This window comes from Amnibacterium soli, from assembly GCF_039544415.1.
Lineage (GTDB): Bacteria > Actinomycetota > Actinomycetes > Actinomycetales > Microbacteriaceae > Amnibacterium > Amnibacterium soli.
The window spans coordinates 238608-263647 of record NZ_BAABLP010000004.1; the positions used below are offsets into that span (position 1 = coordinate 238608).

Annotated in this window: 20 protein-coding genes; 13 read left to right on the forward strand and 7 right to left on the reverse strand. The window is 73.7% G+C overall.

What is annotated here, in order from left to right; genetic code table 11:
- Nucleotides 1–6: 6 nt before the first annotated feature.
- Nucleotides 7–924 (reverse strand): cation diffusion facilitator family transporter, encoded by a 918-nt coding sequence (locus ABEA53_RS10655; RefSeq protein ID WP_345481135.1) that lies wholly within the window; start codon nucleotides 922–924, stop codon nucleotides 7–9.
- A gap of 577 nt (nucleotides 925–1501) precedes the next feature.
- Nucleotides 1502–2971: an amidophosphoribosyltransferase gene (purF, locus tag ABEA53_RS10660; protein ID WP_345481136.1), complete on the reverse strand. Its 1470-nt coding sequence runs from the start codon at nucleotides 2969–2971 to the stop codon at nucleotides 1502–1504.
- A gap of 94 nt (nucleotides 2972–3065) precedes the next feature.
- Between purF and purM the strand changes: the two genes are divergently transcribed.
- On the forward strand, nucleotides 3066–4160 hold the full coding sequence (gene purM, locus ABEA53_RS10665; RefSeq protein ID WP_345481137.1) for a phosphoribosylformylglycinamidine cyclo-ligase: 1095 nt from the start codon (nucleotides 3066–3068) through the stop codon (nucleotides 4158–4160).
- Nucleotides 4161–4286: 126 nt separating this feature from the next.
- Here the strand turns inward: purM and ABEA53_RS10670 are convergent, their stop codons facing one another.
- Complete coding sequence (locus ABEA53_RS10670) at nucleotides 4287–4457, reverse strand: DUF3073 domain-containing protein (protein WP_345481138.1); 171 nt, start codon at nucleotides 4455–4457, stop codon at nucleotides 4287–4289.
- Between the two features lie 142 nt (nucleotides 4458–4599).
- Here ABEA53_RS10670 and ABEA53_RS10675 point away from each other — a divergent pair, with 142 nt between their 5' ends.
- Nucleotides 4600–5787 (forward strand): FAD-dependent oxidoreductase, encoded by a 1188-nt coding sequence (locus ABEA53_RS10675; protein WP_345481139.1) that lies wholly within the window; start codon nucleotides 4600–4602, stop codon nucleotides 5785–5787.
- A 64-nt stretch (nucleotides 5788–5851) separates the two neighbouring features.
- On the opposite strand, the gene ABEA53_RS10680 is transcribed toward ABEA53_RS10675, so the two are convergent.
- On the reverse strand, nucleotides 5852–7945 hold the full coding sequence (locus tag ABEA53_RS10680) for an APC family permease (protein ID WP_345481141.1): 2094 nt from the start codon (nucleotides 7943–7945) through the stop codon (nucleotides 5852–5854).
- Between the two features lie 97 nt (nucleotides 7946–8042).
- Here ABEA53_RS10680 and ABEA53_RS10685 point away from each other — a divergent pair, with 97 nt between their 5' ends.
- The 6 genes from ABEA53_RS10685 (at nucleotide 8043) to ABEA53_RS10710 (ending at nucleotide 17592) form a co-directional block, all read left to right on the forward strand.
- The gene (locus ABEA53_RS10685; RefSeq protein WP_345481142.1) at nucleotides 8043–11240 is read left to right on the forward strand and encodes an efflux RND transporter permease subunit; all 3198 of its coding nucleotides are present in this window, start codon (nucleotides 8043–8045) and stop codon (nucleotides 11238–11240) included.
- An 11-nt stretch (nucleotides 11241–11251) separates the two neighbouring features.
- On the forward strand, nucleotides 11252–12031 hold the full coding sequence (locus ABEA53_RS10690; RefSeq protein ID WP_345481143.1) for an MBL fold metallo-hydrolase: 780 nt from the start codon (nucleotides 11252–11254) through the stop codon (nucleotides 12029–12031).
- Between the two features lie 265 nt (nucleotides 12032–12296).
- Nucleotides 12297–14537: a DEAD/DEAH box helicase gene (locus ABEA53_RS10695; RefSeq protein ID WP_345481144.1), complete on the forward strand. Its 2241-nt coding sequence runs from the start codon at nucleotides 12297–12299 to the stop codon at nucleotides 14535–14537.
- Nucleotides 14534–15151, forward strand: coding sequence for a DUF1684 domain-containing protein (locus ABEA53_RS10700; protein ID WP_345481146.1), 618 nt, complete (start codon nucleotides 14534–14536; stop codon nucleotides 15149–15151). Before ABEA53_RS10695 ends, ABEA53_RS10700 begins: the two co-directional genes overlap by 4 nt.
- Before the next feature lie 21 nt (nucleotides 15152–15172).
- Nucleotides 15173–17059: a DNA helicase RecQ gene (recQ, locus tag ABEA53_RS10705; protein ID WP_425550620.1), complete on the forward strand. Its 1887-nt coding sequence runs from the start codon at nucleotides 15173–15175 to the stop codon at nucleotides 17057–17059.
- Nucleotides 17056–17592 carry a GNAT family N-acetyltransferase gene (locus tag ABEA53_RS10710; RefSeq protein ID WP_345481147.1) on the forward strand — a complete coding sequence of 179 codons (537 nt, stop codon included), beginning with the start codon at nucleotides 17056–17058 and terminating at the stop codon, nucleotides 17590–17592. The genes recQ and ABEA53_RS10710 overlap by 4 nt, the downstream gene beginning before the upstream one ends.
- A 59-nt stretch (nucleotides 17593–17651) precedes the next feature.
- Here the strand turns inward: ABEA53_RS10710 and ABEA53_RS10715 are convergent, their stop codons facing one another.
- The 3 genes from ABEA53_RS10715 to ABEA53_RS10725 all read right to left on the reverse strand — a co-directional run bounded on the left by ABEA53_RS10715 (nucleotide 17652) and on the right by ABEA53_RS10725 (nucleotide 20504).
- Complete coding sequence (locus ABEA53_RS10715; RefSeq protein ID WP_345481148.1) at nucleotides 17652–18464, reverse strand: aldo/keto reductase; 813 nt, start codon at nucleotides 18462–18464, stop codon at nucleotides 17652–17654.
- 69 nt (nucleotides 18465–18533) lie between these two features.
- Complete coding sequence (locus ABEA53_RS10720; RefSeq protein ID WP_345481150.1) at nucleotides 18534–19808, reverse strand: M18 family aminopeptidase; 1275 nt, start codon at nucleotides 19806–19808, stop codon at nucleotides 18534–18536.
- 84 nt (nucleotides 19809–19892) lie between these two features.
- Nucleotides 19893–20504 carry a PadR family transcriptional regulator gene (locus tag ABEA53_RS10725; RefSeq protein ID WP_345481151.1) on the reverse strand — a complete coding sequence of 204 codons (612 nt, stop codon included), beginning with the start codon at nucleotides 20502–20504 and terminating at the stop codon, nucleotides 19893–19895.
- Between the two features lie 175 nt (nucleotides 20505–20679).
- Between ABEA53_RS10725 and ABEA53_RS10730 the strand changes: the two genes are divergently transcribed.
- The 5 genes from ABEA53_RS10730 to ABEA53_RS10750 all read left to right on the forward strand — a co-directional run bounded on the left by ABEA53_RS10730 (nucleotide 20680) and on the right by ABEA53_RS10750 (nucleotide 24937).
- Nucleotides 20680–20850, forward strand: coding sequence for a CsbD family protein (locus tag ABEA53_RS10730; RefSeq protein WP_345481152.1), 171 nt, complete (start codon nucleotides 20680–20682; stop codon nucleotides 20848–20850).
- Between the two features lie 139 nt (nucleotides 20851–20989).
- Nucleotides 20990–22030 carry an iron-siderophore ABC transporter substrate-binding protein gene (locus ABEA53_RS10735; RefSeq protein WP_345481153.1) on the forward strand — a complete coding sequence of 347 codons (1041 nt, stop codon included), beginning with the start codon at nucleotides 20990–20992 and terminating at the stop codon, nucleotides 22028–22030.
- Complete coding sequence (locus ABEA53_RS10740; protein ID WP_345481154.1) at nucleotides 22027–23073, forward strand: FecCD family ABC transporter permease; 1047 nt, start codon at nucleotides 22027–22029, stop codon at nucleotides 23071–23073. Before ABEA53_RS10735 ends, ABEA53_RS10740 begins: the two co-directional genes overlap by 4 nt.
- The gene (locus tag ABEA53_RS10745; RefSeq protein ID WP_425550621.1) at nucleotides 23070–24122 is read left to right on the forward strand and encodes a FecCD family ABC transporter permease; all 1053 of its coding nucleotides are present in this window, start codon (nucleotides 23070–23072) and stop codon (nucleotides 24120–24122) included. Before ABEA53_RS10740 ends, ABEA53_RS10745 begins: the two co-directional genes overlap by 4 nt.
- The gene (locus tag ABEA53_RS10750) at nucleotides 24119–24937 is read left to right on the forward strand and encodes an ABC transporter ATP-binding protein (RefSeq protein ID WP_345481155.1); all 819 of its coding nucleotides are present in this window, start codon (nucleotides 24119–24121) and stop codon (nucleotides 24935–24937) included. The genes ABEA53_RS10745 and ABEA53_RS10750 overlap by 4 nt, the downstream gene beginning before the upstream one ends.
- Nucleotides 24938–25040: the final 103 nt, after the last annotated feature.

Here is a 25040-nt window from a genome sequence, read left to right on the forward strand (position 1 = left end):
GCCGCATCAGGCGTGCGTGCCGGCCTCGTGCTCCGTGTGCGCGGGCGGCTCGAGCTGGAACGTCGAGTGCGTCATCGACACCGCGAAGTGGGCGGCGACGCAGTGCTGCAGCGCGTCGAGCACGGCGGGCGCGGAGCCGTTGCGGAAGCAGGCGGGCTCGACCACGACGTGGGCCGACAGCACGGGGAGGGAGGAGGAGACGCGCGTGACGTGCAGGTCGTGCACCGCGAGCACGTGCTCCTGCTGCAGCAGGTGGCCCCGCACCTCCTGCAGGTCGACCCCGCGCGGCACCGACTCCAGCAGCACCTCGAGGGCCTCCCGCAGCAGCAGGAGGGTGCGCGGCACGATCAGGGCGCCGACGAGCACCGCAGCGACGGCGTCGGCGCGGGTCCAGCCGGTGAGGGCGATCACGAGCCCGGCCGCGAGCACCCCGATCGAGCCGAGGGCGTCGTTCAGCACCTCGAGCAGCGCCGCGCGGCTGTTGAGGTCGCCGCCGCCCGACCGGCGCAGCACGAGCAGCGAGGCGAGGTTGCCGGCGAGCCCGATGCCGCCGAAGACGAGCAGGGCGGGGCCCGGCACGTCCGCCGGCTCCACGAAGCGGCGCACCGCCTCGACCACCACGAAGACGCCGACCCCGAGCAGCACGGCGGCCTGGGCGGCGGCGCCGAGCACCTCCGCGCGGGCCCAGCCGTAGGTGCGGCGGGAGGTGGCGGAGCGGGTGGCGAGGCGGGCCGCGACGAGTGCGAGCCCGAGGCCGAGCACGTCGGTGAGCACGTGGGCGGCGTCGACGAGCAGCGCGAGGCTGCCGGTGAGGACGGCGCCGGCGACCTCCACGACGAGCAGCACCAGGGTGATCGAGAACACGACGGCGAGCGCCCGCGTGGGCGCGCCGTGCCCGTGCGCCTCGTGCCCGTGGTCGTGCATGCGCTCAGTCTGCGCCAGCCGCGCCCCCGGGGTCACGCGAGGACGCGATCCGTCCGCAGGTGCATCGCCCGGCGAGGGTCGACGCGGGACGAGTCGCACCGGCCGTGGGGGAGCAGCTCGCCGAGTCCGAGTAGGGCCCACGAGGGCGAGGCAGCGCGTCGAGAAGCCGAGCCGCGGGTCGCCCCTGCCGGAGGAGCCCGCCTGCGGAAGTCCCCGATGTCGCGTGCCGCGCCTCGGTCCACGAGGCGCGAAGCGACACAGACCTTCGATCCGCCCGCGGATCGAAGGTCCATGAATACGGACCGACGCCGGGCAGCCAGTGCGGGGGAGTCGCTGCCCGGCGTCGTCATCCGGGATGACCGTGGCAGGAACACGCGGGGGGAAGTGTGGTCCTGCCGGTCCCGGGACCCTCGGGGGAAGGGTGCGCAGGACCGTTTCGGTCTGTTCGGGTAGTGCAGCGGTGGGTGCCGCCGAGACCGACCATAGCAGCAGGTGCGGACAGAACAACCTGTCTGTCCCCCTGTTTCGCCTCCCCAGAACGGGGGACAGGACGAGTGCCGGGGGGACGCGGCCGGGCTCAGGAGAGCTGGTTGGCCTCCACCCAGCGCAGGTACTCGTCGGTGACGGTGCCGGTGACGTACTCGCCGGTGAAGCAGCTCATCTCGAGCTCGGTGACGTCGGAGCCCTCGAGGATCGCGTCGCGCATGTCCGCGACCTCCTGGTAGATGAGGTGGTCGGCGCCGATCTCGCGGGCGATCTCGGGGATCTTCCGGCCGGAGGCGACGAGCTCCTGCCGCGTCGGCATGTTGATGCCGTACACGTGCGGGAAGCGCACCGGCGGGGCCGCCGAGGCGAAGGTCACCTTGTTCGCGCCGGCCGCGCGGGCCATGTCGACGATCTGCGCGCTGGTGGTGCCGCGCACGATCGAGTCGTCGACGATCAGGATGTTCTTGCCCTTGAACTCGGAGCCGAGCGCGTTCAGCTTCTGCCGCACGCTCTTCTGGCGCACCGCCTGCCCCGGCATGATGAAGGTCCGGCCGACGTAGCGGTTCTTGTAGAACCCCTCGCGGTAGGTGACGTTCAGCCGCTGCGCGAGCTGCATCGCCGAGGGGCGGGCGGAGTCGGGGATCGGCATCACGACGTCGACGTCGCCGAAGGGCGTGTACTTCGCGACGGTGTCGGCGAGGCGGTCGCCCAGGCGCAGTCGCGCCTCGTAGACGGAGATGCCCGACATCGTCGAGTCGGGGCGGGCGAGGTAGACGTACTCGAACGAGCACGGGACGAGGCGCGGGTCCGCCGCGCACTGCTGCAGGTGCAGCTCCCCGTCGGGCGTGATGAAGGCGGCCTCGCCCGGGGCGATGTCGCGCACGACCTCGTAGCCGTTCGCCTCCAGCACCAGGGACTCGGAGGCGACCATCCACTCGTCCCGCTGCACGCCGGGCAGGTGGTCGGCGGTGCGGCGCCCGAGGGTGAGCGGCCGGATGCCGAAGGGGTCGCGGAACGCGAGCAGGCCCCGGCCGGCGATGAGCGCGATCGCGGCGTAGGAGCCCTCGACGCGCTCGTGCACGCGCCGCACGGCGGTGAAGACGTGGTCGGGGTCGAGCTCGGGGCCCGAGACCTGCGCCTGCAGCTCGTGCGCGAGCACGTTCACGAGCAGCTCGGTGTCCGAGTCGGTGTTGAGGTGGCGGCGGTCGACGTGGAACAGGTCCGCCGTCAGCTCGCGCGTGTTCGTGAGATTGCCGTTGTGCACGAGCACGATGCCGTACGGCGCGTTCACGTAGAACGGCTGGGCCTCCTGCTCGCTCGCGGCGGAGCCGCGGGTCGCGTAGCGCACGTGGCCGAGCCCCGTGCTGCCGAGCAGGGAGCGCATGTCGCGGGTGCGGTACGCCTCCCTGACCTGGCCCTTGACCTTCGCCATGTGGAAGGTCCCGTTCTCATCGGTCGCGATCCCAGTCGAGTCCTGACCGCGGTGCTGCAGCAGCAGCAGGGCGTCGTAGACGAGCTGGTTGACCGGCTGGGCGGCGGAGACGCCGACGATGCCGCACATTCGGGTGTGGATCCCCCTGGCCTAGGCTCGAAGCAAGCAGCCGACAGTCTCGCATGCGGCGGTCGGCCCCCTGTTCAACGGGAGGACCCGCACCGTGACGGACCTGTACGCGACCGCCGGCGTGGACACCGCCGCCGGCGACACCGCGGTCGAGCTGATGAAGCGGTCCGTCGCCGCGACGCACGGTCCGCAGGTGCTTGGCGGGGTCGGCGGCTTCGCCGGCCTGTGGGACGCGTCGGCCCTCACGGCGTTCCGACGGCCCGTGCTCGCGACGTCCACCGACGGCGTGGGCACGAAGATCGCGATCGCCCAGGCGCTCGACAAGCACGACACCGTCGGTCAGGACCTGGTGGGCATGGTCGTCGACGACATCGTCGTGGTCGGCGCGGCGCCCCTGTTCATGACGGACTACATCGCCTGCGGCCGCGTGGTGCCCGAGCGCATCGCGGAGCTGGTCGGCGGCATCGCGAGGGCCTGCGCGGAGGCGCGGACCGCGCTGGTCGGCGGGGAGACCGCGGAGCACCCCGACCTCATCGCGCCGGACGACTACGACCTCGCGGGCGCCGCCGTCGGCGCCGTGGAGGCGGACCGCCTCCTCGGCCCGGATCGCGTCGCCGACGGCGACGTGGTGCTCGCGCTCGCCTCCTCCGGCCTGCACAGCAACGGGTTCTCGCTCGTGCGGCGGATCGTCCGCGACGCCCGGCTGTCGCTGACGGCCGCCTCCGGGTGGTCGTCGCGGAGCCTGGGGGAGGAGCTGCTCGAGCCCACCCGGCTCTACACGGCCCCGCTGCTCGACCTGCTCGACGGCGCCGACGGCGGCGCGGTCCACGCGGTCGGGCACGTGACCGGCGGCATCGCCGCGAACCTGGCGCGGGTGCTTCCCGTCGGCGCGGTCGTCGACCTCGACCGCGCCACCTGGAGCCCGCAGCCCGTGTTCCGCAGCCTGGCGGAGGCCGGCGGCTTCGCGCTGGAGGACGCGGAGGGCACCTGGAACCTCGGCGTCGGCATGCTCGCCGTCGTCGCGGCCGACGGCGCCGACCGCGTCGGCGCGGCGCTCACCGCGGCGGGCGTGGACGCCTGGCGCGCCGGGACGGTGCGCTTCGGCGCCGCGTCCGGTGACGGGTTCGTCGCGGGGGCGAAGGGCGTCGACGGGGGCGCCGTGCGCCTCGTCGGGGCCTACGCCTCCTAGGCGGGACGCCTCAGGAGCGGCTCACGGCCGGCCGGCGCACGACAGGGCCGGAACGACCGAACCGCAGGTCCGCCGGAGCGGACCCGCGGTTCGACTCGACCGTGCGCGCGGAGAAGGAGGACCGCCTCAGCGGTTGGCGTCCTTCTCCGCGAAGTCCTCTTCGGACCAGCCGGCGTGCGCCTCGCTCGAGTGGCTGCCGATCTCGGCCTCGAGGGCGTTGTAGTTCGTGTCCGGGCTGAAGTACTTGAGATCGCGAGCGATCTTCGTGTGCTTCGCTTTCTGACGGCCTCGCCCCATGCGGGACCCCCTCACGTCGTGTTCGCCGCGGCGGGTGATGTGGCGGCAAAAGTGCGAAAACTGGCGCTCATCGTAACACGCGCCGTTGCGGCAGGATGGAGGCGCGGTCGGCGTTCGCGCCCTCCGGGGGAGGGGGATCGCCGTGGTCGCTGTACCCGCGCGGGCGGACGTGGTGGTGATCGGCGCCGGCCAGGCCGGTCTCTCGGTCGCCTACTACCTGCAGCGCCTCGGCGTCCGCAGCGGCGTCGACCAGGTGGTCCTCGACCGCGGCCCGGGACCGGGCGGCGCGTGGCAGCACCGCTGGCCCGCGCTGCGCCTCGGATCGGCGCACCGCGTCCATGACCTGCCCGGCATGCGTCGCACGGGCATCACCTTCGAGACCGCGGACCGCACCCGCCCGGCGCGCGACGTCGTCTCCGAGTACTACGGCCACTACGAGCGCTTCTTCGGGCTGGACGTGCGCCGGCCGGTCACCGTGGCGGCCGTCTTCGACCGCGGCGCCGACCTCGTGGTCCGCACGACCGTCGGCGAGATCACGGCGCGCGTGGTCGTGAACGCCACCGGCACCTGGGGCTCGCCGTTCGTGCCCTACTACCCGGGCGTGCGCGACTTCGCCGGGCTGCAGGTGCACACCGCCACCTACCGCGACGCGGCGGACTTCGCGGGGCAGCGGGTGCTCGTGGTCGGGGGCGGCACCTCGGCGATCGGCTTCCTGCTCGAGCTGGAGGGGGTCGCGGCGAAGACCTGGTGGGCCACCAGGCGGCCCGTCGACTACCTGGACCAGGGCACCCTCGACCTCGAGGCGGCGGTGAACGCGGTGGACCAGCAGGACGAGGCCGCCCGCACCGGTCGCGCCCTGCCGTCGATCGTGTCGGGCACGGGCGTGCCGAAGACGCGGCGCATCGCCTCCGCCATCCAGCGCGGCGTGCTCGCGCCCCGGCCGATGTTCGACCACCTCGAGCCGCACGCGGTCGTCTGGCCGGACGGCGCCTGGGAGCCGATCGACGCCGTCGTCTGGGCGACCGGGTTCCGGCCCGACATCCGGCACCTGAGCCCCCTCCGCCTCCACGAGAAGGTCGGGGGCGTCCAGGTCACGAGCGGGGCGGCGGAGCGGGACCCGCGCATCTTCTTCGCCGGCTACGGCCCCACCGCGAGCACGGTGGGCGCGAACCGCGCCGGGCGCACGCTCGCCCGCCAGGTGTTCGCGGCGCTCGGCGACACCACGGTGCCGGTCGACACGGACCCGCAGCCGGCGGTGCTCGAGGTGCCCCGCGACGAGCAGCAGGACCACGTCGCCCAGCTGATGGCGCGCTTCTTCACCGACGCCTGAACGTCGCTCACGCTTCGTGCCGCCCCGACGCCGTCGAGGCGGCACGAAGCGTGAGCGAGGTGGGCTAGCGGGGGGTGAGGTCCTTCTCCGGGGCCGGCGGCTCCGCGCGGAGGGAGGCGGGCGGCGCCGCGGGTGCGCCGTCCTTCACGTGGCGGCGGACGGGCATGCGGGGGCGGATCGGCTCGCCGCGGCGGTCCTGACCGGGGATCGGACGGGAGCGCCGGCCGTAGATCAGCTGCGACGAGTCGAGCAACCAGGGCACGAGCGCCAGCGTCACGCCGTGCACGAGCATCAGCTTCTGCCGGATGCGCCGCGCCTTGTGGTTGTGCAGCAGCTGCTCCCACCAGTGGCCCACGACGTACACGGGCGTGTAGATGGTCACGACCTCGGCGCCGTGGGTCGCCCGGTGCGCCTTCACGTACTTGATCAGCGGCACGCTAATGTCGCGGTAGGGGGAGGGGACGACGGTCAGGGGCACCGAGATGTTCATGAGCGCCCACTCGTCCTCGAGCCGCTTCGTCGCGGCGTCGTCGATCGACACGTGCACGGCCTCGAGGGAGTCGTGCTTCGCCGCGATCGCGTAGTCGATGGCCTTCAGCACCGGCTTCTGCATGCGCCCGACCAGCACGATCGCGTGGTCGCCCTTCGAGCCGAAGGTCGTGTGCGGGTCGACCTCGATCTCCTTCTCCACGTCCCGGTAGTAGCGGTGGACGCCGAGCATGAGGACCCAGAGGATCGGCATGATCACGAACACGAGCCAGGCGCCGTGGGTGAACTTCGTGATCGTGACGATCACGAGCACCGTCGCGGTCATCGTCGCGCCGACGAGGTTGATCGCGAGGCTGCGGATCGTCGCGCTGCGGCCGGGCGCACCGCGGCGCAGCAGGCGGATCCAGTGCCGGACCATGCCCGTCTGCCCGAGGGTGAAGGAGACGAAGACGCCGATGATGTACAGCTGGATCAGGTTCGTGACGCTCGCCTGGTAGACGAGCAGCAGCAGGCCCGCCACCAGCGACAGGACGATGACGCCGTTGCTGAAGATGAGGCGGTCGCCGCGGGTCGACAGCGCCTTGGGCGCGTAGCCGTCGCGCGCCAGCACGCTGCCGAGCAGCGGGAACCCGTTGAACGCGGTGTTCGCCGCGAGCAGCAGGACCAGCGCGGTCGCGGTCTGCACCAGGTAGAAGAGGGGCGAGGAGGTGCCGAAGGTGGCGCCGGCGACCTGCGCCATCAGGCTCGGTTGCGGCGCCGTGGCGCACGCCTCCCAGCCGATCAGCGCGCACGGGTCCTCCGCGTAGTGCACCCGCGCGATCAGCGCGACGGCGAGCAGGCCGACGAACAGGCAGATCGCGATGAAGCCCATCGAGGTGAGCGTCGACTGCGCGTTGCGCACCTTCGGGCGGCGGAAGGCGGGCACGCCGTTCGCGATCGCCTCCACGCCGGTCAGCGCCGAGCAGCCGCTCGCGAAGGCGCGCAGCACGAGCAGCACCATGCCGACCTGCGTCACCTGGTCGGCCTGCACGCCGTAGGCGGAGCTCGCGGCGACCGGCGGCTGGCCGAGCACCGTGCGCACCAGCGCGACGACGACCATCAGCGCGACGCTCGCGATGAACACGTAGGTGGGCAGCGCGAAGGCCTTGCTCGACTCCCGGACCCCGCGGAGGTTGACCGCGGCCAGCACGACGACGATCGCGAGCGCCAGCTCGACCCGGACCCCGGCGAGGCCCGGCAGCGCCGAGATGATGTTGTCGACCCCGGAGGCGACCGACACCGACACGGTGAGGATGTAGTCGACGAGCAGCGCGGACGCCACGACGAGCGCGGGCTTCTCGCCGAGGTTGCGCTGCGCGACCTCGTAGTCGCCGCCGCCGGACGGGTAGGCCTTGATCAGCTGCCGGTAGGAGAGCACGACCACCGCCAGCAGCAGCACGACGACCGCCGCGACCCAGGGGGCGAAGGCGAGGAAGGCCGTGCCGCCGAGCAGCAGGATCAGCAGCAGCTCCTGAGGCGCGTAGGCCACCGAGGAGAGCGGGTCGGAGGCGAAGATCGGCAGCGCCAGGTGCTTCGGCAGCAGCTGGTCGTCGAGCTTGTGCGAGGGCAGTTTCTCGCCCAGGATCAGGCGTTTGACGCGACGGCCGTCGTCGTCGGGCGCCGAAGTCACGGGGCAGCACAGTACTCGGAGCCCTCCGCCTGTCAACACGCGGGGTCCCGGTCGCCGGCGGCGCGGCACTGTCCGATCGGTCAGCGATAATCGACGCGTGCAGCTCCTCGCCGCCTTCAGCCTCCGCAACCGCGCGCTGATCGCGCTGGTCACGATCGTCGCCGCGTTCTTCGGGATCCTCGCCACGACCGGGCTGCGGCAGGAGCTGATCCCCTCCGTGCAGTTCCCGCAGCTGGCCGTCATCTCGACCTACCGCGGCGCCTCCCCCCAGATCGTGAGCGAGCGCGTCAGTCGACCGATCGAGCAGGCGGTGCGCGGCATCCGCGGCGTCGAGGACACCTCCTCCACCTCCGCGAGCGGCAGCTCCACCGTCAGCATCGGCTTCGCCTACGGCACCGACCTCGACAACGCCGAGCAGAAGATCAGCGCGGCCATCAACGGCATCCGCTCCGGGCTGCCCGACGGCGTCGACCCGCAGGTCGTCGCGGGCAGCCTCGACGACCTGCCGATCGTCGCGCTGTCCGTCAGCGGCGACGCCTCGACGACCGACCTCGCGCAGCGCGTGAACGACTCGGTGCTGCCGAAGCTCGAGAAGCTCGACGGCGTCCGCGCCGCGACGCTCGCCGGCGCCCCGGGCACCCGCATCACGGTGACCCCGAAGGACGCGCTCGCCGACCACGGGCTGCAGGACTCCGTCATCTCGAACACGCTGCAGGCCTCCGGCGCCCTCGTGCCGGGCGGCACGGTCACCCAGGACGGCCGCACCCGCTCCATCGAGATCGGCACGGAGCTCGGCGACGTCGCCGACATCAGGGCCCTGCCGCTGAGCGGCGTCACGCAGCAGCAGTGGAACGCCCGCGGCGGCTCGCTGGACCGCCCGCCGCGCATCGGCGACGTGGCGACGGTGGCGGAGGGCAAGGACCCGGTCTCGACCGTCGCGCTCGTCAACGGCAAGCCGGCGCTGACGCTGTCCGTGACGAAGCTGCCCGAGGCGAACACCGTGCAGGTGTCGCGCGAGGTCGCGGACGCCCTGCCCGGCCTGCGCGCCGCGCTCGGCGCGGGCGGCGCGTTCACCCCGGTCTTCGACCAGGCGCCCTTCATCTCGCAGTCGATCGAGTCGCTGCTGCAGGAGGGCGGACTCGGCCTGCTGTTCGCGGTCATCGTGATCCTGCTGTTCCTGCTGAGCGTCCGCGCGACGCTCGTCACCGCGATCAGCATCCCGACCTCGGTGCTCATCACCCTGATCGGGATGCAGGCGGCGCAGTACTCGCTGAACATCCTGACGCTCGGCGCGATCACCATCGCGATCGGCCGCGTCGTCGACGACTCCATCGTCGTCACCGAGAACATCGCGCGGCACTTCCGCGAAGACTTCCCCGGCTTCGCGAACAGCAAGGAGGACCGCGGGCGGATCGCGCCCGACGCCCGTCGCAAGGTCGTGTTCGAGGCCGTGCGCGAGGTCGCGGGCGCCGTCACCGCGTCCACCGCGACCACGATCGCGGTGTTCCTGCCGCTCGCCTTCGTGCAGGAGACGGTGGGCGAGCTCTTCCGGCCCTTCGCGCTCACCGTCGCGATCGCGCTCGCCGCGTCGCTGTTCGTGGCGCTGACGATCGTGCCGGTGCTCGCCTACTGGTTCCTCCGCCCCGGCCGCAGCAAGCGCGAGTCCGGCAAGCGCCTGCCTCCCCTGCAGCGCGCCTACCGGCCGATCCTGTCGGGCACCCTCGCGCACCCCTGGCTCACGGTCCTCGCGGCCCTGCTCGTGCTCGGCGGCACCGGCGCGCTGCTGCCGTCGCTGCAGACGAACTACCTCGGCTCCACCGGGCAGAACACGCTCACGGTCACCCAGACGGTGACCGACGGCACCAGCCTCGAGCAGCAGACGGCGGCGGCCCGGCGCACGGATCGCGCGCTGCGGTCGGTCGACGGCGTCGAGATCGTCAGCTCGTCCATCGGCACGAGCGGCAACGCCGCCCGCGACGCCTTCGTCGGCGGGGCCGGCTCGCAGATCACCTACTCGCTCACCACCGACGAGAGCGCGGACCAGGACGCGCTGCAGCAGCGGATCCGCTCGCGCCTCGGCGGCTCGCAGGGCGAGTTCGAGGTCTCCTCCGGCAGCGGCTTCGGCACCTCGACGGACATCTCGGTCGACATCACGGCCGGGAACGCCGACGCCCTGAACGCGGCGGCCGACCGGATCCTCGAGAAGGTGCGCGGCCTCGGCACCGTCGCGGAGGCGAGCAGCAACCTCTCCGCCTCGCAGCAGTACCTCGCGGTGAAGATCGACGCGGATGAGGCGGCCGGATCCGGCTTCACGGAGGCGGCGCTCGCGCAGTACGTCGCGGGCCGCACCCAGCCGACCGACATCGGCTCGATCACCGTCGGCAACGACAGCATCACCGTCTACCTCGAGCAGCAGGACCCGCCGAAGACGCTGCAGGACCTCCAGCGCCTCGAGGTGCCCACGCCGACCGGGAAGAAGCGCCTGTCGTCCCTCGCCTCCGTGGCCCTCAGCACCGAGCCGGCCGCGGTGACCACGACGGACGGCGCCCGCAGCGCCACGGTCACCGCGACGCCGAAGGGCACGAACACGGGCGCCGCGATCGCGGAGGTGCAGCGCGCGGTCGACGGCGTGCGCCTGCCCGCCGGTGCGTCGGCGTCGCTCGGCGGCCTCGCCTCGGACCAGACGAACGCGTTCTCGCAGCTGTTCCTGGCGCTGCTCGCCGCGGTGCTGATCGTCTACACGATCATGGTCGCGACGTTCCGCAGCCTGCGGCAGCCGCTGCTGCTGCTGATCTCGGTGCCGTTCGCGGCGACGGGCGCGATCCTGCTGCAGCTCGCCTCCGGCATCCCGCTCGGCGTCGCCTCCTTCATCGGCCTGATCATGCTCGTCGGCATCGTGGTGACGAACGCGATCGTGCTCATCGATCTGGTGCGCCAGTACCGGGAGCGCGGCGAGACCGTGCGGAACGCGGTGCTCGACGGCGCCACCCGCCGCCTGCGGCCGATCCTCATGACGGCGCTCGCCACGATCTTCGCGCTCGTCCCGATGGCGTCCGGCCTCACCGGGCACGGCGGCTTCATCTCGCAGCCGCTCGCCATCGTGGTGATCGGCGGGCTCGTGTCCTCCACGGTCCTGACGCTGATCGTGCTGCCGACGCTCTACTTCCTGGTCGAGGGGCGGCGCGAGCGGCGCGACGAGCGCCGGGAGCGGCGCGGCACCGGGCAGGCGAAGGCGAAGGCCGCTCGCACGTCGGGCGCAGGCACCGCTCGGGCGGCTGGCAGCCGCGGCGCCTAGCGTCGCGCGGCGTGCCCAGCCGCTCCCGCGCGCGTCCCCGCGCCGTCCTGACCCGCGACGTCGCACCCGGCGTCCACCGCCTCGCGCACGCGGCGGTGAACCTCTACCTCGTGGAGGAGGGGGACGCCGTAACGGTCGTCGACGCCGGGCTGCCCGCCGTGTGGCGGTACCTCGAGCAGGCGCTGCAGGCGCTCGGCCGCGGGCCGGGGGACGTGCGCGCCCTGGTGCTCACGCACGCGCACTTCGACCACATCGGCGTCGGCCGGCGCATGCAGCGGGAGTGGGGCGTGCCGGTGCTCGGCCACCCGCTCGAGCAGCACCTCGCGGCGCATCCGTACGACTACGCCCACGAGGACCCGCGGCTGCTCTACCCGCTGACCCACCCGGCCGGGCTGCCGATCCTCGCAACGATGGCGGTCGCGGGCGCGCTGACCGTGCCGCCGATCGGGGAGCTGCACCCGATCGCGCCGGGCGACGTGCTCGACGTGCCGGGCTCGCCGGTGGTCGTGTTCAGCCCCGGACACACCTACGGGCACTGCGCGCTGCACCTGCCCGACCGGGACGCGGTGCTCGTCGGGGACGCGCTCGTGACGCTCGACCCCTACAACGCCCGCACCGGCCCGCGCATCGTCGCGGGCGCGGCGACGGCGGACTCGGCGCTGGCCCTCGCGTCCCTCGAGGCCATCGCCGCGACGGAGGCCCGCGTGGTGCTGCCCGGTCACGGCGACCCGTGGCGCACCGGCGCCCGCCGCGCGGTCGACGCCGCCCGCGCGGCCGGCCGCCCCGACTGACGGGCCGCGCGGATCCGCACTTCGTGCGCGGATCCGGAGAAACCGGCCGACACGCCGTTGCGGCACCTCCACCGAGCGGCGTGTCGGTCGAGAACTCCGGATCCGCGAACACCTGGCCGGATGCCGCTCCGGCTGTATGATCGGGGGTCGGCCCGGACCGTTCGTGGAGTCCAACGGCCGTCGACGCGCCGCATCCGGCGCGCGCACCCACGGCCCGCTGCAGACGCGAGAAGCGCGCAGCGCCCTGATCGGACGGATCATCCGCATGCCCGCACGTCCCCGCGACAACCGCACCCCCGACGGCGAGAAGCGCCGCTGGAGCCCCGACGAGCGCGCCGCGCGCAGCGCCTCCGCCTCGTCCGCCCGCGGCGGCGCCCGCGCAGGCCGACGCGACCCGCGCGGCGGCGCGGAGGAGGAGCGCGGCTCGCAGCGCCCGAACCGCGGCATCGACTGGTATCCGGGCCCCCGCATCAACAAGCGCGACGAGCGCGCAGGAGGCGGCCGCGGCGACGGCCCGCGCGGCGACCGCTTCGAGCGCGGCGACCGTCCGGACCGCCCGCAGCGCAACGCGGGCGACCGCGGGTTCCGCGACGACCGCCCGCAGCGCAACGCGGGCGACCGCGGGTTCCGTGACGACCGCCCGCAGCGCTCCGACCGCGCTCCCCGCGACGACCGGTTCTCGCGAGGCGACCGGCCCGAGCGGGGCGCCCGCTTCGACCGCGACGACCGCGCACCGCGGCAGGACCGCTTCCCGCGCGACGACCGCCCGCAGCGGAGCGACCGCCCGGAGCGCGGCGACCGCTTCGAGCGGCCCCAGCGCGGCGAGCGGTTCGAGCGCCCCGAGCGCCGCTCCGCCGCCGACCGCCCGCAGCGGGACGACCGGTTCTCGCGCCCGCAGCGCGACGACCGTCCGCAGCGCGACCGCGACGAGCGCGCCCCGCGCCAGGACCGCTTCGACCGGGACGCCCGGCCGCAGCGCGACGACCGCCGCCCGCAGCGCGACCGTGACGACCGCGCGCCCCGGCAGGACCGCTTCGACCGGGACAGCCGTCCGCAGCGCGACGACCGCCGCCCGCAGCGCGACGAGCGGCGCTCGTTCCGCGACGAGCAGCCCCGCGGCGCCCGCCCCGAGCGCCGGTCCTCCGGCACCGACGAGCCGCGCCGCGGTCGCTTCGAGCAGCGCCCCGACCGCGCCTCCTCCGCCGACCGCCCCTTCCGCGGCCGCGAGCCCCAGCGGTCCGGCCGCGACGAGCGCGCGCCGCGCTTCACGGCCCCGCAGGACGAGGTCCTCGAGCGCCTCGAGGGCGACGTGGTGACGGCCGAGGACGTCGCCGGCCGAACCTTCGCCGACCTGGGGCTCGGCGAGCAGATCACGAAGGCGCTCGCGGAGCTCGGCGCGAAGGAGCCGTTCCCGATCCAGGCCGCGACGATCCCCGCCGCGCTGCGGGGCCGCAACGTGCTGGGCCGCGGACGAACCGGTTCCGGCAAGACCATCGCCTTCGGCGCGGCGCTGGTCGAGCGGCTGCTGCGCAACTGGGCGGAGTCGGGGCGCACCGGCAGCGGCCGTCGCGTCGGCCGCCCGCCGCGCGCGCTGATCCTCGCCCCGACGCGGGAGCTCGCGCTGCAGATCGACCGCACCGTGCAGCCCATCGCCCGCGCGGTCGGCCTCTACACGACGCAGATCTTCGGCGGCGTGCCGCAGGCCCGACAGGTCGGCGCGCTCGCGAAGGGCGTCGACATCGTGATCGGCACCCCGGGCCGCATGGAGGACCTGGTCGAGCAGGGCCGCCTCGACCTCTCCGCGGTGGAGATCTCGGTGCTGGACGAGGCGGACCACATGGCCGACCTCGGCTTCGTCGAGCCGATCCAGCGCCTCCTGCGCCGGGTGCCCGAGGTCGGTCAGCGCCTGCTGTTCTCCGCGACGCTCGACGCCGCGGTCTCGCAGCTGGTGCAGGAGTTCCTGCCGGACCCGGACGTGCACGAGGTCGCGGAGGCGGAGGGGGCGACCACCGCCGACCACCGCGTGCTCGTGATCGAGCAGGGTGAGAAGGTGCCGGTGCTCACTGCGCTGCTCGCCTCCTCGGAGCGCTCGCTCGTCTTCGCCCGCACCCGCTCCTTCGCGGAGGAGCTCGCCGACGCGCTGGACGCCGAGGGCATCCGCACCGAGAGCCTCCACGGCGACCTGAACCAGGCGCGCCGCACCCGCAACCTCGGGCGCTTCAGCGAGGGCAAGGTCGCCGCGCTGGTCGCGACCGACGTCGCCGCCCGCGGCATCCACGTCGACGACGTCGAGCTGGTCGTGCAGGCCGACTCGGCGGAGGACTACAAGACGTACCTGCACCGCTCGGGCCGCACCGGCCGCGCGGGCGCCACGGGCACGGTCGTCACGCTGATCACCGCGCGCCGCCGCCGCGGCTTCACCGAGCTGCTCGAGCGCGCGGGCATCGATGCGGAGTTCGTCGTGCTGCGCAAGGGCGACGACCCCGTCGCGGCGATCGGCCGATGAGCGCCGACTCCGTGCTCGCGGTCGCCGACTGGCGGCAGCGCACGCACGCGCTGTACCGGACCGCGCAGGAGGCGCCCGACCCCGTCGCGGCGTGGACCGCGTGGCGGGCCGGGCGCGACGCGATGTTCCTCGAGCACCCCGCGTCGCCCCTCCTCCCGGAGGACCGGGACGGCTTCACCGGCCTCGCCTTCCCGGACTACGACCCCGCCTGGCGCTTCGAGGCGGAGGTGGAGGACGCGGAGCCCGCGCACCTCGACGTGCCGACCGGCACCGACGGCGTCGTGCCGTTCGACCGGATCGGCCTCGTCCGCCTCGACGGCGTCGGCGCGCTCGACGTCTGGTGGCTCGGGTCCTACGGCGGCGGGCTGTTCATCCCCGTGAAGGACGCGACGGCCGGGAAGCCGGGCGGCACGTACGGCGGCGGCCGGTACCTGATCGACTCGGTCAAGGGCGCCCACCTCGGGCTGTCGGGCCGCAGGCTGGTGCTCGACCTGAACTTCGCCTACAACCCGTCCTGCGCCTACGACCCGGAGTGGGCCTGCCCGCTCGCACCGGCGGGGAACCGGCTCGCCGTCGAGGTCCCGGTCGGGGAGCGCACCTTCCACGAGGAGTAGGCCTGTGGACAGGGACGCCGGATGTCCGAGCGGCCGACTACCCTGCCCGCCGTGACCGACGTGCTGCCCGCCGCGCCTCCCGGGACGGACGCCGCCCTCGAGGTGCTGCGTCGCGTCTTCGGGTACGAGTCCTTCCGCGGGCGGCAGGCGGAGGTCGTGGACGCCGTGATCGGCGGCGGCGACGCCGTCGTGCTCATGCCGACGGGTGCGGGCAAGTCGCTCTGCTACCAGGTGCCCGCGCTCGTGCGCCGCGGCACCGGGCTCGTCGTGTCCCCGCTGATCGCCCTGATGCACGACCAGGTCGACGCGCTGCGCGCCGCCGGCGTGCGGGCCGAGTTCCTCAACTCCACCCAGTCGCCCGACGAGCGGGCGGAGGTGGAGCGCGCGCTCCTCGCGGGCGAGGTCGACCTGATCTACATCGCGCCCGAGCGGCTGTCGGGCGGCTCGGTGCGCTCCCTGCTGGACCGGGTCGCGGCCGGGCCCGGCATCTCGGTGTTCGCGATCGACGAGGCGCACTGCGTGTCGCAGTGGGGGCACGACTTCCGCCCCGACTACCTCGCGCTCGCCGACCTCGTCGGCCGCTGGCCCGGCGTCCCCACGATGGCGCTCACGGCGACGGCCACCGAGGCCACGCACCGCGAGCTGACGACGCGGCTGCACCTCGAGGGGGCGACGCACGTCGTCGCGAGCTTCGACCGGCCGAACATCCAGTACCGGATCGTGCCGAAGGACGACCCGAAGCAGCAGCTGCTCAAGCTGATCCGCGACGAGCACCGCGGCGACGCCGGCATCGTCTACGCGCTCTCGCCCAACGCCGTCGAGCAGACGGCGACCTGGCTGGCGGAGCACGGCGTCGACGCGATCCCGTACCACGCGGGTCTCGACGCCCGCATCCGCGCGGCGAACCAGTCCCGCTTCCTGCGCGACGACGGGGTCGTGGTCGTGGCGACGATCGCGTTCGGCATGGGCATCGACAAGCCCGACGTGCGGTTCGTCGCCCACATCGACGTGCCGAAGTCGGTCGAGGGGTACTACCAGGAGACCGGCCGCGCCGGCCGCGACGGCCTGCCCGCGACCGCCTGGCTCGCCTACGGCCTGCAGGACGTCGTGCAGCAGCGCCGGTTCATCGACCAGAGCGTCGGCGACGCCGCCCACAAGCGGAAGCAGTCCGCGAACCTCGACGCGATGCTCGCGCTGTGCGAGGCGGTCACCTGTCGCCGACGCCAGCTGCTCGCCTACTTCGGCCAGCCGACCGAGACGGACTGCGGCAACTGCGACACGTGCCTCAACCCGGTCGAGACCTGGGACGGGTCGGTCGCCGCGCAGAAGCTGCTGTCCACCATCGTGCGGCTGCAGCGGGAGCGGAACCAGCGCTTCGGGGCCGGCCAGATCGTCGACATCCTGCGCGGCAAGCGCACCCCGCGGGTCGAGCAGCACCAGCACGACGACCTCAGCGTGTTCGGCATCGGCTCCGACATCAGCGACCGCGGCTGGCGCAGCGTGCTGCGGCAGCTGATCGCGCAGGGCGTGGTGCAGGTCGCCGACGACTACGGCACGCTCGGGCTCGGCCGCCTCGGACCCGCCGTGCTGAAGGGGGAGCACCCCGTCCGCCTCCGCCACGACCTCGAGAAGGCGGCGGCCGCGCACTCGGGATCGAAGCGCAGCGCGACGGTCGCCGCCGACCTCGACGACGCGTCGCGCGAGCTGTTCGAGCGGCTCCGCGCGTGGCGTGCGGACCAGGCGAAGGAGCAGGGCGTGCCCGCCTACGTCGTCTTCGGCGACGCGACCCTGCGCGCGCTGGCGACGCAGCGGCCGCGGTCCGAGTCGACGCTGGCCGCGATCAGCGGCATCGGCGCCGCGAAGCTCGAGCGCTACGGCGCGGACGTGCTGGCGATACTGGGGGAATGACCGAGTTCTGCACGCCGCGTCTGGTCCTCCGGCACTGGCGGGAGGAGGACCGGGACCCCTGGGCCGAGCTCGGCGCGGATCCCGAGGTGATGCAGCACTTCCCGAAGACGCTGACGCGCGAGGAGTCGGACGCGTTCGTCGACTGGGCCGGTGCCGCCCTCGAGGAGCGCGGATGGGGCCTGTGGGCGGTGGAGGAGCGGGAGACCGGCCGGTTCCTGGGCTTCACCGGGCTGAACGAGCCCGGCTTCGAGGCGCACTTCACCCCGGCCGTCGAGATCGGCTGGCGGCTGCGCCGCGACGCGTGGGGCTCCGGCTTCGCGACGGAGGCGGCGCGCGGCGTGCTGACCGTCGCGTTCGACGACCTCGAGCTGCCCGAGCTCGTCTCCTTCACGGCCGTGCCGAACGAGCGGTCCCAGGCGGTGATGCGGCGCATCGGCATGACGCGCGACCCCGCCGAGGACTTCGACCACCCGGCGCTGGAGCAGGACAGCCCCCTCCTCCGCCACGTGCTCTACCGCCTCCGCCGCCCCTGACGCTCGTCCATCTTCACGGAGATCCGGCGGGCCGGATCTCCGTGAAGATGGAGCACGGGTCAGTCGTCGATGGCGTCGAGCTCCGCGATCGCGTCGGCGTCCAGCTCGAAGTCGACGTCCGCGTTCTCGGCGATGCGCTTCGGCGTGACCGACTTCGGCAGCGGCAGCACGTCCTTCTCGAGCAGGTAGCGGATGGCGACCTGCGCCGGCGTGCGGCCGACGCGCTTCGCGATGTCGTCGAGCACGCCGCCCTCGAGCAGCTGCCCCGTCGCGAGCGGCGAGTAGCCCTCCACGAGCACGCCGCGGTCCTGGCACCAGCGGGTCACGTCGTCCTGCGTGTTGCCGACGAACCAGCGGATCTGGTTCGCGTGGGGCACGACGTCCGTCGCGGCGGTGAGGGACTCGAGGTCGTCGACCGAGAAGTTGGAGACGCCGATCGAGCGGGCGCGGCCGCCCTGGTACAGCTCCTCGAACACCTTCCAGACCTCGATGTTGCCCTCGCGGTGGTCGGTGCCGATCGCGTCCCACGGCCACGGAGCGTGGATCAGGTACAGGTCGACGACGCCGAGGTCGAGGCCGCGCTGCGACTTCTCGAACGCGCGCCGGGCCCCCTCCGCGTCCTTGATCTCGGCGGGCAGCTTCGTCGTGATGAAGATCTCGCCCCGGTCGACGCCGCTGTCGCGGACGGCCCGGCCGACGCTCTCCTCGTTGCCGTAGGCGAGGGCGGTGTCGATGTGGCGGTAGCCGGCGTCGAGGGCGGCCCGGACGGCGTCGTACGCCTCCGAGCCGTCGGGGATCTGCCACGTCCCGAACCCGATCTTCGGGATCGCGACGTCACCGGCGAGGGTGAAGGTGTCGGTGAGCGCGGGCATGGGGCCTCCTCGGCTGCGGGATCGAGCGAGGGGGACGCTACGTTGCCCCGCCGCCGCCGACCTGGGCGCTCACTCGGCCGCGGCGAGGAAGACGCCCGCGGCGTCGGCGAGGCGTCCCGGGTCGTCGACGTGGCACAGCTCGCGGGCGGAGTGCATCGACAGCAGCGGGGTGCCGACGTCGAACGTGCGGATCCCGAGGCGCGTCGCCGTGATCGGCCCGATGGTGGACCCGCAGGCGACGTCGTTGTTCGACACGAACTCCTGCCACGGCACGCCTGCGGTGCGGCAGACGCGGCCCCAGAGCGCGGCGCCGCTCGCGTCGGTGGTGTACCGCTGGACGGCGTTGATCTTCAGCAGCGGGCCGCCGCCCGCGACCGGGCGGTTCGCCGGGTCGTGCTTCTCCGGCCGGTTCGGGTGCACCGCGTGCCCCGCGTCGGCGGAGCAGCACCAGGAGCCCGCCATCGCGCGCGCCAGCTGCTCGCGGCCCCCGCCGAGCGCGGCGTTCACCCGCTCGATCACGTCGACGAGCAGCGGCCCGGCGGCGCCGGAGCGGCTCTCCGACCCGACCTCCTCGTGGTCGAAGGCGGCGAGCACCGCGACGGCGCCGTGCGGCTCGAGCGCCTCCATGGCGCGCAGGCCCGCGTGCACGGAGGTGAGGTTGTCGAGGCGGGGGGAGGCGAACAGCTCCTCGGCGACGCCGAAGCGGCGGGGCGGCTGGGTGTCGCAGGTGATGAGGTCGTACCCGGCGACGTCCTCGGGCGCGATGCCCGCCAGCGCGGCCAGCGCGCCGACCACGTCGCTCTCGGCTCCGGCGGTGCCGAGCACCGGCTGCAGGTCGCGCTGGCGGTCCGGGGAGAACCCGCTGTTCAGCTCGCGGTCGAGGTGGATGGCGAGGTGCGGCACGCGCGCCCACGGGCCGGTGCGGACGAGGTGCTCGACCCCGGCCGAGTCGACCACGCGGCCCGCGAACTCGAGCTCGCGGTCGAACCAGGAGGCGAGGATCGGTCCGCCGTAGACCTCGACGCCCGCCTGCAGGAACCCGCCGCCGCCGATGGTCGGCTTCGGCTTCAGCTTCAACCCGGGGGAGTCGGTGTGCGCGCCGAGGACGCGGTACGGGGTCGCGGCGTCGGCGTCGGCCGGGATCGCGACGGCGACGACCGCGCCGTCCCGCACGAGCACCAGCCGGGCGCCGGGCACGGCGACCGCGGACCAGTCCGCCGTCTCGTCGACCGCGGTGAAGCCCGCGTCCTCGAGCCGCCTGCGCACCTCCGCCGCCGCGTGGTACGAGCTCGGTGCGGCGGCGACGAAAGCCGCGAGGTCGTCGATGTAGCTGCGCGAGTCCACGCGGTCATGCAACCAGACGGGCCCGGACCGAAACCGGTCCGGGCCCGTCCGCGCGCACCGGGGTGCGCGATGCAGGGGTGGAGCTCACTCCCCGAGGATGCGGTAGAGCTCGCGGCGCAGCTCGTCGACCTTCTCGGTCGCGCGGGCGCGCTGCTCGGCGGTCACGCCGCCGCGGAACTGCATGGCCGCGCCGGCGAGCTTGCCGAAGGCGGTCATCAGGGCGTCGCCGCCCGCGTAGCGGTCACCCGCGCTGCGGAACGCGGCGTCGATCTCCTCGGCGTGGGCCTCCACGTGGGTGCGGCCGGCGTCGGTCAGCTGGTACGCGCCGCGCGGTCCGCCCTCCTGGCTGATGAGGCCCTCGTCGACGAGCTGCGCGAGCGTCGGGTAGACCGAGCCGGGGCTCGGGGTCCAGGCGCCCTCCGTCTTCTCGCCGATCGCCTTGATCAGCCCGTAGCCGTTCGAGGGACCGTCGGCGAGCAGCCCGAGGATCGCGCTGCGCACGTCGCCGCGGCGGGCGCGGGGTCCGTGCGGGCCGAAGCCGGGGCCGGGACCGAATCCCTTGAAGGCGCGCAGCGCCTCCGCGGGACCGTCCCAGGGGCCGCCGAAGCCGCCGCGGGGACCGCGGTGGCCGAATGGGCCGTCGAAGCGGCCGCGGAGGGGCGCCCCGTGCTGGTGGTCGTGGTGAATGTGATCCATGGTGGTTCTCCTTCAGGTTCTGTTGTCGTGACGCATCACGATATATCGGTGAACCTAGAACGGCAAGGATCTGTTCCACTCGTGCGGCGGCGCGCTGTCGATGGGCTTGCGGAACGTTCGGCCCGCTCTGAGGCGCGAGTGCCACGGTCGGTCCATCGATCGGAAGGAGGCCGTCATGGCACTCGGAGACAAGATCTCGAACGCGGCGGAGGACCTGGCCGGCAAGGCCAAGGAGGCCACCGGCAAGGCGACGGACAACGAGCGGCTCGAGGCGGATGGTCAGGGCGACCAGGCCTCCGCCAAGGCCAAGAAGGTCGGCGAGGACGTCAAGGACGTCTTCCGCTGATCCTGCTCGACGCCTGACGAGCGCCCCCGGCCGTGCGGCCGGGGGCGTCGTCGTCTGCGGATCCGCAGGGCGGAGGCGGGAGGAGCGAGAAGAAGGTTAGGCTTCCCTAACCTGCACCGCTCGAGAAGGAGCCCTGCCCATGCGCGCCTCGCGTCTGATGTCCATCGCCGCCTCCGCGGCCCTGCTCGTCGCCCTGGCCGGCTGCGCACAGTCCTCCGACTCGTTGGGCGGTGGCACGGAGGCGTCGTCGTCGAGCACCGGCGCCGACCGGTTCCCGATCACCATCAAGACCGCGTTCGGCGAGACGGTCATCAAGTCGAAGCCGAAGCGGATCGCGACCGTCGCCTGGGCGAACCACGAGGTCCCGCTCGCGCTCGGGGTCGTGCCCGTCGGCATGAGCAAGGCGACCTGGGGCGACGACGACGGGAACGGCGTGCTGCCGTGGGTCGAGGATCGGCTGACGCAGCTGAAGGCGAAGACGCCCGTGCTGTTCGACGAGACCGACGGCATCGACTTCGAGGCCGTGGCGGACACCCGGCCGGACGTGATCCTCGCGGCCTACTCGGGCCTGTCGAAGAGCGACTACGAGACGCTCAGCAAGATCGCGCCGACCGTGGCCTTCCCGAAGACCGCGTGGGGGACCACCCTCGACGAGATGATCACCATGGACAGCGAGGCGATCGGGCTCGGTGCGGAGGGGAAGCAGCTCGAGTCGCGCCTCGACGGCGAGGTCGCCGATGACGTCGCGAAGCACCCGCAGCTGAAGGGCAAGACGGCGATGTTCGGGTACTTCGACCCGAGCGACCTGAGCAAGATCGGCTTCTACTCGACCCTCGACCAGCGCGCGCGGTTCCTCGAGCAGCTCGGCATGACGGCACCGGCCGTGGTGAAGGAGGAGTCGGCGAAGTCGTCGCAGTTCTACCTGACCGTGAGCGCTGAGGACGCCGACCGCTTCGACGACGCCGACGTGATCGTGCTCTACGGCGACGCCGCGTTCCTCAAGAAGCTGCAGGCCGATCCACTCATCGGGAAGATCCCCGCGATCAAGCGCGGTTCCGTGGTCCTGCTGCCGGACAGCACGCCCCTCGCGGCGGACGCCAACCCGACCCCGCTGTCCATCGGCTGGGGGCTGGACAAGTACCTCGACGTCCTCGGCGCCGCCGCGGACAAGGTCGGGTGACGACCGCCGTCCGCGGCCGGACGGCGCAGGACGCCGCGTCGGCCCGTCGGCCGGTGCCGGTCCGGGTCGCCTGGCTCGCCGCCGCCCTCGTCGCGCTCGCCCTGGTGGGCGCCGCGTCGGTGGCCTTCGGCGTGCGCGCGGTGACCTGGCCGGACGTGGTCGCCGGCGTCGGCGGCGCCTCGAACACCCTCGCGGAGGCGGCGGTGCTGCAGCGGGTGCCGCGCACGGTGCTGGCGATGGTCGTCGGCGCCGCGCTCGGGCTCGCCGGGGCGGTGATGCAGGGCGTGACCCGCAACCCGCTCGCCGACCCGGGCATCCTCGGCGTGACGACCGGCGCCTCCCTCGCCGTGGTGGTCGGGCTGGCGTTCTTCGGCCTCGCCGCCCCGACGACGGTGATCTGGGTCGCGATCCTCGGTGCGGCCGGTGCCGCGGTGCTCGTCTACTCGATCGGCTCGCTCGGGCGCGGCGGAGCGACGCCGCTGAAACTCGCCCTCGCCGGTGCCGCGACCTCCGCCGCGTTCAGCTCGCTGATCAGCGCGGTGCTGCTGCCCCGCGTCGACGCGCTGACGGACTTCCGCTTCTGGCAGATCGGCGGGGTCGGCGGCGCCTCCTTCTCCCGCATCCTGCAGGTGCTGCCGTTCCTCGCGGTCGGCGCACTGGTGTGCGTCGTCACCGCGCGGGGCCTGAACTCGCTCGCGCTCGGCGACGACGTCGCCGCGGGGCTCGGCGAGCACGTGGCGCGCACCCGGGTGCTCGCGGCCGCCGGCGCGATCCTGCTCGCCGGGGCGGCGACCGCCGTCGCCGGGCCGATCGGCTTCGTCGGGCTGGCCGTGCCGCACCTCTGCCGCCTGCTGGTCGGCGTCGACCACCGCTGGCTGCTGCCGTTCTCGACGGTCGTCGGCGCGGTGCTGCTCACCGCCGCCGACGTGATCGGGCGCCTCGTCGCGCGTCCCGCGGAGGTGGACGTCGGCATCGTGACGGCGATCATCGGAGCGCCGATCTTCATCTGGATCGTCCGGCGCCAGAAGGTGCGGGCGCTGTGACCGCCGTCGCCGTCCGGGAGGCGGGCCCGGCGGGGCGCGTGGCGACGGGCCGCCGCCGCCGAGCGCTGCGCCGCCGATCGACCGGCGCGGCGCTCGCCGTCGTGGTCCTCGTGCTCTTCGCCGTCAGCCTGATGGTGGGCGACACCTTCTACACGCCGTCGGAGGTGCTGCGCACGATCCTCGGCGAGACCGTGCCCGGCGCCTCCTTCACCGTGGGCGAGCTGCGGCTGCCCCGGGCGTGCATGGGTGCGCTCGCGGGGCTCGCGTTCGGGGTCGCCGGGGTGACGTTCCAGACGATGCTGCGCAACCCGCTCGCGTCGCCGGACGTGATCGGCATCAGCTCGGGCGCGAGCGCCGCCGCCGTGGTGTCGATCGTGCTGCTGCAGCTCGACGAGGCGGCGACGAGCCTCGTCGCCATCGTCGCCGCGCTGGCCACCGCGGCCGTGATCTACCTGCTCTCCTACCGGGACGGGGTCGCGGGCACGCGGCTGATCCTGATCGGCATCGGCGTCTCCGCGATGCTCGAGAGCGTCGTCTCGTACGTGCTGCTGCACGCCGCGACCTGGGACCTGCAGACCGCGATGCGATGGCTGACCGGCAGCCTGAACGGCGCGACCTGGGACCAGCTGCTGCCGCTGGCGCTCGCCGTGGTGGTGGTCGGGCCGGTGCTGCTGTCCCGCGAGCACGACCTCGGCCTGCTCCAGCTCGGCGACGAGTCCGCGGCGGGGCTCGGCGTGCGGGTCGAGCGCACGCGCGTCGTCGTCATCGTGGCCGCGGTGCTGCTCATCGCCTTCGCGACCGCCGCGGCCGGGCCCATCGCCTTCGTCGCCTTCCTGTCGGGCCCCATCGCCGCGCGCCTCGTCGGCGGGGGCGGCGGCCTGATGGTGCCGTCCGCCCTCGTCGGCGCGGCGCTCGTGCTCGGCGCCGACCTGATCGGCCAGTTCGCGACCGGCAACCGCTTCCCGGTCGGCGTCGTCACCGGCGTGCTCGGCGCCCCGTACCTCGTCTACCTCCTCATCCGGACCAATCGCGCGGGAGGGTCCCTGTGACCGAGTCGCACACGCTCGCCGTCGACGGCGTCACCCTGGCCTACGGCGACCGCGTCGTCGCGGAGGGCATCGACCTCGCGCTGCCGCCCGGCCGGATCACGGCGATCGTCGGCGCGAACGCGTGCGGCAAGTCGACGCTGCTGCGCGCGATGGCCCGCCTCCTGCCGCCCCGCACCGGACGGATCGTGCTCGACGGCAAGGACCTGCACCGGCTGCCGACGAAGCAGGTGGCCCGCACCCTCGGCCTGCTGCCGCAGTCGCCGAGCGCGCCGGAGGGGATCGCCGTCGCGGACCTCGTCGCCCGCGGCCGGCACCCGCACCAGGGGTTCCTGACGCGGTGGACGGCCGCCGACGACGAGGCGGTCGCGGAGGCGCTGCGGATGACCGACATCGTCGGCCTCGCCGACCGCGCGGTCGACGAGCTGTCCGGCGGTCAGCGGCAGCGCACGTGGATCGCGATGGCGCTGGCGCAGCAGACCGACATCCTGCTGCTGGACGAGCCGACGACCTTCCTCGACATCACCCACCAGGTCGAGGTGCTCGACCTGCTGACCGACCTCAACCGGCAGCGCGGCACGACGGTGGTGATGGTGCTGCACGACCTGAACCTGGCCGCGCGGTACGCCGACCACCTCGTCGCGGTCGCGGACGGCCGCGTCCACGCCGCGGGCGCGCCCGGCGCCGTGCTGACGACCGACGTGGTGCGGCAGGTGTTCGGGCTCGAGAGCCGCGTGCTGCCCGATCCCGTGTCGGGCGCACCGATGGTGCTGCCCATCGGCCGCCACCACGTGGCGGAGGCGGCGACGCAGGGCTGAGCGCCGAGGGCCGGCCGGATCCGAGCATCGCGCCGCCCCCTGCACGGCCCGGCGTGCGGGGATGACCGACCGCACCGGGACGTCCTCCGCCGATGAGCGCGCC

What these genes read in the sequence shown, in the direction of transcription:
- ABEA53_RS10730 (WP_345481152.1), top strand. Translation starts at nt 20,680, where the DNA reads ATGGCACTCGGAGACAAGATCTCGAACGCGGCGGAGGACCTGGCCGGC.
- ABEA53_RS10710 (WP_345481147.1), top strand. Translation starts at nt 17,056, where the DNA reads ATGACCGAGTTCTGCACGCCGCGTCTGGTCCTCCGGCACTGGCGGGAG.
- purF (WP_345481136.1), bottom strand. Translation starts at nt 2,971, where the DNA reads ATGTGCGGCATCGTCGGCGTCTCCGCCGCCCAGCCGGTCAACCAGCTC.
- ABEA53_RS10735 (WP_345481153.1), top strand. Translation starts at nt 20,990, where the DNA reads ATGCGCGCCTCGCGTCTGATGTCCATCGCCGCCTCCGCGGCCCTGCTC.
- ABEA53_RS10700 (WP_345481146.1), top strand. Translation starts at nt 14,534, where the DNA reads ATGAGCGCCGACTCCGTGCTCGCGGTCGCCGACTGGCGGCAGCGCACG.
- ABEA53_RS10715 (WP_345481148.1), bottom strand. Translation starts at nt 18,464, where the DNA reads ATGCCCGCGCTCACCGACACCTTCACCCTCGCCGGTGACGTCGCGATC.
- ABEA53_RS10695 (WP_345481144.1), top strand. Translation starts at nt 12,297, where the DNA reads ATGCCCGCACGTCCCCGCGACAACCGCACCCCCGACGGCGAGAAGCGC.
- ABEA53_RS10655 (WP_345481135.1), bottom strand. Translation starts at nt 924, where the DNA reads ATGCACGACCACGGGCACGAGGCGCACGGGCACGGCGCGCCCACGCGG.
- recQ (WP_425550620.1), top strand. Translation starts at nt 15,173, where the DNA reads ATGTCCGAGCGGCCGACTACCCTGCCCGCCGTGACCGACGTGCTGCCC.
- ABEA53_RS10725 (WP_345481151.1), bottom strand. Translation starts at nt 20,504, where the DNA reads ATGGATCACATTCACCACGACCACCAGCACGGGGCGCCCCTCCGCGGC.
- ABEA53_RS10670 (WP_345481138.1), bottom strand. Translation starts at nt 4,457, where the DNA reads ATGGGGCGAGGCCGTCAGAAAGCGAAGCACACGAAGATCGCTCGCGAT.